Source organism: Spirosoma jeollabukense, from assembly GCF_054777855.1.
The window spans coordinates 1-1833 of record NZ_BAAHAD010000047.1 but is presented as its reverse complement, the minus strand read 5'-3'; the positions used below and the strand labels follow the sequence as shown (position 1 = coordinate 1833).

Here is a 1833-nt window from a genome sequence, read left to right as displayed (position 1 = left end):
AATAGTATCCGGTTTTTTTGGAAGAAAAATCGGAGTTAGTGGAGGGCGAATTATAACATGTACATGTGTAATAATAACAACAATACTAGCAATAATCGCTTTTTTTGAAGTTGGATTAAATCAAATACCAGTTAAAATAGAACTATTTAGATGAATAGATGCAGAATCATTAGATATAAAATGAGGTTTTAATTTTGATAGTTTAACAGTATCAATGTTAATACCTGTATTAATAGTATCTTCTTTAGTACACCTATATTCAATAGGATATATGAGTCATGATCCACATAATCAGAGATTTTTTAGTTATTTAAGTTTATTTACTTTTATGATGATTATATTAGTTACAGCAGATAATTTCTTATTAATGTTTGTAGGTTGAGAAGGTGTGGGAGTATGTTCATATTTATTAGTGAGTTTTTGATTTACAAGAATAGCTGCAAATCAAAGTTCTATTTCGGCATTTTTAACTAATAGAGTAGGTGATTGTTTTTTAACTATTGGTATGTTTGCTATATTATGATCATACGGTAATTTAGATTATAATACAGTATTTTCATTAGCACCATATTATAGTGAAAGTGTTGTTATTATTATTGGTATATGCTTATTAATTGGTGCTATGGCTAAAAGTTCTCAAGTTGGTTTACATGTATGATTACCTATGGCTATGGAAGGTCCTACACCAGTTTCAGCATTAATACATGCAGCTACTATGGTTACAGCTGGTGTTTATTTATTAATAAGAGTATCTCCTTTAATAGAATATAGTTCATTAGTTTTATTATTATGTTTGTGATTAGGTGCAATAACAACAGTATTTAGTTCACTTATAGGTTTATTTCAACAAGATATAAAAAAAGTTATAGCTTATTCAACTATGAGTCAATTAGGTATGATGGTTATAGCGGTTGGTTTATCTTCATATAATATAGCTTTGTTTCATTTAGTAAATCATGCTTTTTATAAAGGTTTATTATTTTTAGGTGCAGGTGCAGTAATACATGCAGTTGCCGATAATCAAGATTTTAGAAAATATGGAGGTTTAATATCCTATTTACCTCTTACTTATTCAGTTATGTTAATTGCTTCTCTTAGTTTAGTAGCTTTTCCTTTTATGACTGGTTTTTATTCTAAAGATTTTATAATTGAATCAGCATTTGGTAAATATTATATATCTAGTATAGCAATTTATTATATTGCCACTATAGGTGCTATGTTTACGACGCTTTATTCAGTTAAAGTTTTATATTTAACCTTTTTAAGTAATCCTAATGGACCTATAGTTAATTATAAACAAGCCCATGCTGCACATGAAGGTGATATTTATATGAGTTTACCTTTAATTATATTAGCTATATTTTCTATATTTTTTGGTTATATAACTAAAGATATATTTATAGGTTTAGGTTCTGATTTCTTTTCTGATAATAGTTTATTTATACATCCTAAACATGAGATTATGTTAGATACGGAATTTGCTGTTCCCACTTTCTATAAATTATTACCTTTATTTTTTACTGTTTCACTTAGTATTCTTTCTATATTATTCACTGAATTTTATCCTACTTTACTTATAAAATTTAAATTATCTAATTTAGGTTATAATATATTTGGTTTTTTTAATCAGCGTTTTTTAGTTGAAATGTTTTATAATAAATATATATCAGGACTTATTTTAGATTTAGGTGCTCAAACTACAAAGGTAATGGATAAAGGATCTGTAGAAAAATTTGGGCCATTTGGTTTAGAAAAAAGTGTTACTGATATAAGTAATTCTATTAATAAGTTAAGTACTGGTGTAGTTACATCTTATGCTTTATACATATTAGT

The 1833-nt window shown here is 26.4% G+C and carries 1 protein-coding gene and 2 pseudogenes; all 3 read left to right on the top strand.

Annotation, left to right across the window (positions count from 1 at the left end; translation table 11 throughout):
- Positions 1-196 precede the first annotated feature (196 nt).
- Positions 197-382: pseudogene (locus ACYVEA_RS34375) on the top strand (hypothetical protein); the annotation flags it as partial.
- Positions 383-664: 282 nt separating this feature from the next.
- Positions 665-1141, top strand: a pseudogene (locus ACYVEA_RS34370) (proton-conducting transporter transmembrane domain-containing protein); the annotation flags it as partial.
- Positions 1118-1833 (top strand): hypothetical protein (locus ACYVEA_RS34365; RefSeq protein WP_461117895.1); only part of this gene is annotated, 716 nt, incomplete at its 3' end. The pseudogene ACYVEA_RS34370 and the gene ACYVEA_RS34365, both read left to right, overlap by 24 nt.